6 protein-coding genes are annotated in these 6239 nt (G+C 63.4%); all 6 read right to left on the reverse strand.

What is annotated here, in order from left to right; translation table 11 throughout:
- Position 1 precedes the first annotated feature (1 nt).
- The gene (locus tag CQW31_RS09115; RefSeq protein WP_054886223.1) at positions 2-364 is read right to left on the reverse strand and encodes a DUF6384 family protein; all 363 of its coding nucleotides are present in this window, start codon (positions 362-364) and stop codon (positions 2-4) included.
- Positions 361-1503, reverse strand: coding sequence for a merozoite surface protein 3b (locus CQW31_RS09120; protein WP_099814335.1), 1143 nt, complete (start codon positions 1501-1503; stop codon positions 361-363). The genes CQW31_RS09115 and CQW31_RS09120 overlap by 4 nt, the downstream gene beginning before the upstream one ends.
- A 36-nt stretch (positions 1504-1539) precedes the next feature.
- Positions 1540-2937, reverse strand: coding sequence for a hypothetical protein (locus tag CQW31_RS09125; RefSeq protein ID WP_099814336.1), 1398 nt, complete (start codon positions 2935-2937; stop codon positions 1540-1542).
- A gap of 4 nt (positions 2938-2941) precedes the next feature.
- The gene (locus CQW31_RS09130; protein WP_054886226.1) at positions 2942-3880 is read right to left on the reverse strand and encodes a DUF6384 family protein; all 939 of its coding nucleotides are present in this window, start codon (positions 3878-3880) and stop codon (positions 2942-2944) included.
- Positions 3881-4045: 165 nt separating this feature from the next.
- Positions 4046-5719: a 2-isopropylmalate synthase gene (gene leuA / locus CQW31_RS09135; RefSeq protein ID WP_099814337.1), complete on the reverse strand. Its 1674-nt coding sequence runs from the start codon at positions 5717-5719 to the stop codon at positions 4046-4048.
- 421 nt (positions 5720-6140) lie between these two features.
- Positions 6141-6239: IS3 family transposase (locus CQW31_RS09140; RefSeq protein WP_143524211.1), on the reverse strand; the 99-nt coding region annotated here is incomplete at its 5' end.

Below are 6239 nucleotides of genomic sequence, written 5' to 3' on the forward strand. Positions count from 1 at the left end.
GCTAGCGGGTCACTGCTTCGAGCTTCGCCACCAGGGCGAAGGTGCCGATGAGTAGCAAGGCACGGAACAGCAATACCGCGATACGTCCCTGGCGCGTGATCAGCCAGCACCATGAGCGGCTCTGGCGAGACAGCTCGGGTGCCTTGAACACCAGGCGCTCGGCGAAGAAAGCCCGTACCCCCTGGTCGATCACAGCGTCGTCGCAGGCGATGCCCTGGGCCTGGTAATAAGTGCGGATACGTTGCGCCACTTCTTCGCGACGGCGCGGCAGGTCCAGGTGATCCTGCACCTGCCGTTGCTGCAGGCGCAGCTGATCGACGAGGGCCATGGCCCCCATCTGTTCGCTGAGCGAGCCTTGCTTCACTGCGCGGCCTTGGTCAGCAGGATGGAGAAGGCGCGTTTGGCGTCTTCGACGGCCGTGGCGATGTCCTGCGCGGCCTTGGTCGACTCGGCACGGTAGGTCTCGGTCAGGCCTTTCATGTCGTTCTGGAAGTCCAGGGTGGCCTGGGCCAGCGCGCGTACCGATTCGACCCGCAGGGTCGAGCCATAGCTGGCTTTCATCGCTGCGCCGAGCTGCTTGTTGCCCAGCTCGCCCAAGGCCTCGAGGCCCTTGTTGATGCCGGCAGTGGTGGCGTTGAGGGTGTGGGTGGCCTCGGCCATGCCCTGGTTGGCGGTGAACGACACGGCCAGGCTGGTGAGCACCACTTCGTTGGTGGAGAAGAACGAGATCATGCGCTGGTACTGGCGCTCCTTGACCACGTGCACCTGGCTGATGCGGGCGAACACCATCTCGGCGGTGTTGTAGCCGACCCGCAGGTCGTCGGCGATGTCCTTGACGATCTGGTAGCTCTTGTCTTCATTCTGCAGCGCGCGTACCGCCTCGTCGCGGGCCAGCTCAAGGGCTGCGCGCTGGGCCGGTTCCTGCCCTTCGGCGGCGGCCACGGCGGCGTTGGCGGCATCCAGGGCCTGGGTGCGCTGCTGCAGCGACTGCCCGGCGAGGGTCAGCACCTGCTGGGCGTCGACCTCGGCAGTCTTCATGGCCAGGCGGAAGTCCATGTACGACTCAAGGATCAGGCCTTCCCGGGTGACCTGGTCACTGGCGGCTTCGCACACGTCCAGGTAATGTTTGCGGATGTCCTCGAAACGGCTCGGGATAGAGCCGCGGCGCATGTTCATCCAGGCCATCTTCAGGCGTTCGACGGTGTCCAGGCGCCCGTCGTCCATCCACGAGGCCATCGCGGCTGCATCCTCGCGGATCGAGGTGAAGCTGTCGGTGATGTTCATGTAGCGGTGCGAGATGTCCATGCCGGCGATCTGTTCGCGCACGGTCTGGTTGAACAGCGTCGCCTGTTGCAGCACTGCGGCAATGCCGGTGACGCGTTGCTCGTCGTAGTGCGCGACCTTGTCCAGCAGTACCAGCACCGGGGCCGGTTGGGTTGGCTGGCTGAAGGAGATACCGAGTTGGCGCAGGCCGTCGAGGGCGCGTTGGAGGTATTGGCTCATGGGTGTCCTTGCCTGAGTGGTTGTCTGGGGAGTGCGTCAGAAACTGTCGGTAGTGCCGAAGCCGCTGCCACCTGAGCTGTGGGTGGTTTTGAAACCCCCGCCACCTGAACTGCTCGAGGTGTGGAAAGTACTACCGGACGAGCTGCGCGAACCAGCGAAGTCGCCCGAGGTATAAATCGATGCGCTGCCCCACTGGTGGTTCCTGGCATCGCCGCGGCGGTGCAGCGGCACATACTGGCGGTTTTCGTCGAGGAGCTTCTGCACGGCGTACGTGTCGAACTGGCCTTGCATATAGCCCGCCAGCACCTGCTCGATTGGCTGGGGCAGCTCGTATTCGTTACTCGGATCGCGGTAATGGTCGTCACGCAGTGCGTACTCGAGGGTCTTGGCGCGCTCGTAGAGGCGGCGCTGGTCGGCGGCCTCGTCGCGTGCGGCCCTCAGGCGCTGCTGCAGTTCCCGCAGGCGGGCGTGCAGCAATTGCAGATCGCCGACCAGTTCATCGTCACGCTGGTCAGGGGTCTTGGCCGCCTCGACGATCAGTTCGGCCAGAGGCCGCTCCTTGAGCCGCTTGGCGATCGCCTGGCGCAGCTGCTGCAGGTGCGGGTCACGCTGCTCGTTGAAGGCGGCCAGCTGCGCATGCAGCGCACTGGCCTGGGCCTTGGCCTCGCCAAGCAACGTGTCGAGGTCTTGCTCCTGGGTCATCGACGCCTGCATGCCGAGGCTCTCGCGCGCCTTGTCCAGTTGTTGCTGGTGTTGTGCATGCAACTGCTGGCGCGCCTCGCCGAGGGTCTGGGCAAGGGTCTCGTTGCGGGCTTGCATGGCCAGGAGGATCTGCTCGTTGGCGTGGTTGACGCGAAAGTCCACCTTGCGGGCCAGGTAGTCGTCCAGTGCACGCTGGAAAAGCTTGGGGCGGTACTGCTCGGTACCGTACTGGCGTGCCTTGAGGAAGCAGTAGAGGGGGTGGGTGGCGTAGACTTGCAGCTTGCTGGCGCATTCGTCACGGATTTCCGTGTAGCCGGCCTGGGCTTGCCGTTCGGCCAGGTCGGCGGCGTCCAGCTGCTCGAGCAAACGGCGATGTGCCGGGTCCTCTTCCAGCAGGGCCTGGGCCTTGGCATCCAGCTGGCCGAGGTTCTGGCGTATTGCCTGCTGTTTCGCCAGGCTGCTGGCGATGGACCGTTCGACCTGCTCGAGTTGCTGGCCGAGTGCCGTACGCTCCAGCTCACGCTGTTCGAGCAGTTGCCGGGTGTGTTGGTCTTGCGCGGGGTTGGCTTCCAGGTGCAGGCCGGCGATTTCGCTCAGTTTCGACGCGATCAGGTGTTCGAGTCGGGTTTCCTGGTCGGCCTCGGCATACAAGGCCTCCTCGGCCTGGCGCAGGTGCTTTTCGGCCTGGCGCGAGTTCTTCTCAAGTGCTTTGGCGAGGGCGGTCGGGGTCATGGCGTCACCATTGCAGGATCATGTCGGGGTTTGAGCTGGTGCGCTGGGTAAAGCGCAGGGCCAGGGTGTTGGCGGGCTTGTCGCCGATGACCCGTTGGCTGATATGGCCATCGTCAAGCTTGTCCTGGCGCAGCTTCTGGTACTCGTCATGGCTGACCCGCACGCCGAACTGGTCGGCCCAGCGGGTCTTGCCGTCCTCGACGCTGGTCACTGGCACCTGGGTTGGCTTGCCGGTGGCGTCCAGGGCCTCGACGATCAGGTACCAGCTTTTGCCTCGCAGGCTGTTCGCGCTGCAGCCGGCCGCTTCGTAGCAGCGTTCCACGCCGGACTTGACGCCGGGGCGGTCGACCAGTGAGAGGGTCAGAGGCTCGGCGGCGTAGTCCAGGTAGTCATCCAGCACACCGAGCGTGTTTTCTGCCACTTTGAACTTCTGGCTGGCGATGTCTTTCCCGGCCTGTACGGCCCAGCCCGTCAGAGCCTGGCGATCCTCAGCGGGCAGTGTCACTGCCTTCAGGCGCTCAAGCATCTGTTGTTGCCGGTGCTGCAGGGCCTGGCTGTGCGTTGCCAATTGCGCGGTTTCTCTTTGCGCGCGGATGTTCTCTGACCAGTTCAGGCCCAGCAGCAGGGCCACTGTCACGGCGCCGATTGCGGTGATCTTCAGCAGCGTGCCGCGCGCCATGTTCAGGCGTACCAGCAGGCGCTGGGCCAGGTTCAGCGTGGGGGCCTCGAACACCAGGCGGCGCGAGAAGAACAGGCGTACGCCTTCTTCGATCATCGCGTCTTCGAAGGCGATGCCATTGTTCTGGTAATAGCTGCGGATCCGCTCGGCCACTTCGGCGCGACGCCGGGGCAGGTCCAGGTGTTCCTGGATTTCCATCTCGCGATGACGCAGCTGGTCGACGAGGCCCATGGCCCCGATCTGTTCGCTCAGCGGGACGCTCATCGGGTACATTCCTGGCGGCGGCTCATGGTGCTCCTTGCATGAGTTGAAGAGGGCTGGCGCAGTATACCCAAACCGCAAGGCAAAACAGTGGCCAGCCTCTGGACGCTGGCAAACAGGCAAAAAAAGCCCGCATCGAGGATGCGGGCCTGGTTTGCCGGGGGCTGCTTATGCGGCCTTGGCTTCCTGCTGGCTCAGCGAGCGGTTCAGCGCACTGAACAGGGCCTTGAAGCTGGCAGTGGTGATGTTCTCGTCGATACCCACGCCGTGCACCGGACGGCCGCCGGCCACGCGCAGTTCGATGTAGGCCGCCGCCTTGGCGTTGGTACCGGCACCGATGGCATGCTCGTTGTAGTCCATGATCTCCACCGATACCGGCAAGCCGGCGACCAGGGCTTCCAGGGCGCCGTTGCCCTTGCCGCGCCAGTGCAGGGTGGTTTCGCCTTCACCGGCGACTTCCACTTCCACTGCGCTGTGGCCGTTTTCTTCCTGCAGGCGGTGGCTGACCAGTGCGTAGGGGGCATTGGCCTGGAGGTATTCCTTGTGCAGCAGGCTGTAGATCTGCTGGGCGGTCATTTCCAGGCCCAGGCGGTCGGTTTCACCTTGCACCACCTGGCTGAACTCGATCTGCATGCGACGTGGCAGGCTGATGCCGTATTCCTGCTCGAGCAGGTAGGTGATGCCGCCTTTGCCCGACTGGCTGTTGACGCGGATCACCGCCTCGTAGCTGCGGCCGATGTCGGCCGGGTCGATCGGCAGGTATGGCACTTCCCACAGCTCGCCTTCCTGCTGCTTGGCGAAGCCCTTGCGGATGGCGTCCTGGTGCGAGCCAGAGAATGCGGTGTGGACCAGGTCGCCGACGTACGGGTGGCGTGGGTGTACTGGCAGCTGGTTGCACTCTTCGACCACCTTGCGCACGCCGTCGATGTCGGAGAAGTCCAGCAGCGGGTCGATGCCTTGGGTGTAGAGGTTCAGCGCCAGGGTCACCAGGTCAACGTTACCGGTACGTTCGCCGTTGCCGAACAGGCAGCCTTCGGCACGGTCGGCGCCGGCCATCAGGCCCAGTTCGGTGGCGGCGATGCCGGTGCCACGGTCGTTGTGGCAGTGCAGGCTGATGATCACGCTGTCGCGCCGGCTGACGTTGCGGCAGAACCACTCGATCTGGTCGGCGTAGATGTTCGGCGTGGACACTTCCACGGTGGCCGGCAGGTTGAGGATGATCTTGTGCTCGGGGGTCGGGTTCCAAACCTCGATCACCGCATCACAGACTTCCTTGGCGAACTCCATCTCGGTGGCGCTGAAGGTTTCTGGCGAGTATTGGAAGGTCCACTGGGTTTCTGGCTGCTGGGCGGCATATTTGACGAACAGCTTGGCCGCGTTCACCGCGATGTCCTTCACGCCCTGCTTGTCCTGGTTGAAGACGATGCGGCGGAACGACGGGCTGGTGGCGTTGTACAGGTGGACGATGGCCTTCTTCGCCCCGCGCAGCGACTCGAAGGTGCGGGCGATCAGGTCTTCACGGGCCTGGGTGAGCACCTGGATGGTGGTGTCGTCCGGGATGTGGCCGTCTTCGATGAGCATGCGCACGAAGTCGAAGTCGGTCTGCGAGGCCGACGGGAACGAGGCTTCGATTTCCTTCACACCGACCTGCACCAGGGTCTTCCAGAAGCGCAGCTTCTTCTCCGAGTCCATCGGCTCGATCAGCGACTGGTTGCCATCACGCAGGTCCGAACTGCACCAGATTGGCGCCTGGGTGATGGTCTTCGACGGCCAGGTACGGTCAGGCAGGTCGATGGTCGGGAAAGCGCGGTATTTCTTCGATGGGTCTTTGAGCATGGTCATGGAAGCAATCCTTTTGTGTGCGGCCGAGATCGGGCCTGCCGAGCGATAACGAGATGAACAGGCGAGGCGATGCGATCAACCTGGTAGTCGGGCGCTGACCAGGCAGAGGCTGCGGTGTTGTCGGAGCAGGATGAGGGTGCTGAAGGTTTTCATGCCCTCAACCCTAACCAGTGGGTTGGGGGATGGCAAGCGTTGGGAAAAAATTGAGAGAAATGCTTAAAAAAAGCGCAATGGCGAGATTTTATAGCTGGAAGTTTATGAGTACTTATTGACGCTTGCGCAGTATTTTTCCATGGCGCAACACGCGGAATGTGTGAGTGTCAGTGCTGGCCCCTTCGCGGGCTCGCCCGCTCCCACAGGTATTGCGCAGCCTTCGGGAGCGGCGCGATACCCTGGACTGCCCCCTAAAAGTTGGACAGTTCTATGCTGCAGCCTGAGCCCTGTACTCAACAGGGCTCAGGCCATTGAGCTTCAGTTTGATGCGGTCATGGTTGTAGTAGCGGATGTACTCGTCCAGGCC

It is taken from the genome of Pseudomonas sp. 382, assembly GCF_002759075.1.
Classification (GTDB): domain Bacteria; phylum Pseudomonadota; class Gammaproteobacteria; order Pseudomonadales; family Pseudomonadaceae; genus Aquipseudomonas; species Aquipseudomonas vlassakiae.

What these genes read in the sequence shown, in the direction of transcription:
- CQW31_RS09125 (WP_099814336.1), bottom strand. Translation starts at nt 2,937, where the DNA reads ATGACCCCGACCGCCCTCGCCAAAGCACTTGAGAAGAACTCGCGCCAG.
- CQW31_RS09130 (WP_054886226.1), bottom strand. Translation starts at nt 3,880, where the DNA reads ATGAGCGTCCCGCTGAGCGAACAGATCGGGGCCATGGGCCTCGTCGAC.
- leuA (WP_099814337.1), bottom strand. Translation starts at nt 5,719, where the DNA reads ATGACCATGCTCAAAGACCCATCGAAGAAATACCGCGCTTTCCCGACC.
- CQW31_RS09120 (WP_099814335.1), bottom strand. Translation starts at nt 1,503, where the DNA reads ATGAGCCAATACCTCCAACGCGCCCTCGACGGCCTGCGCCAACTCGGT.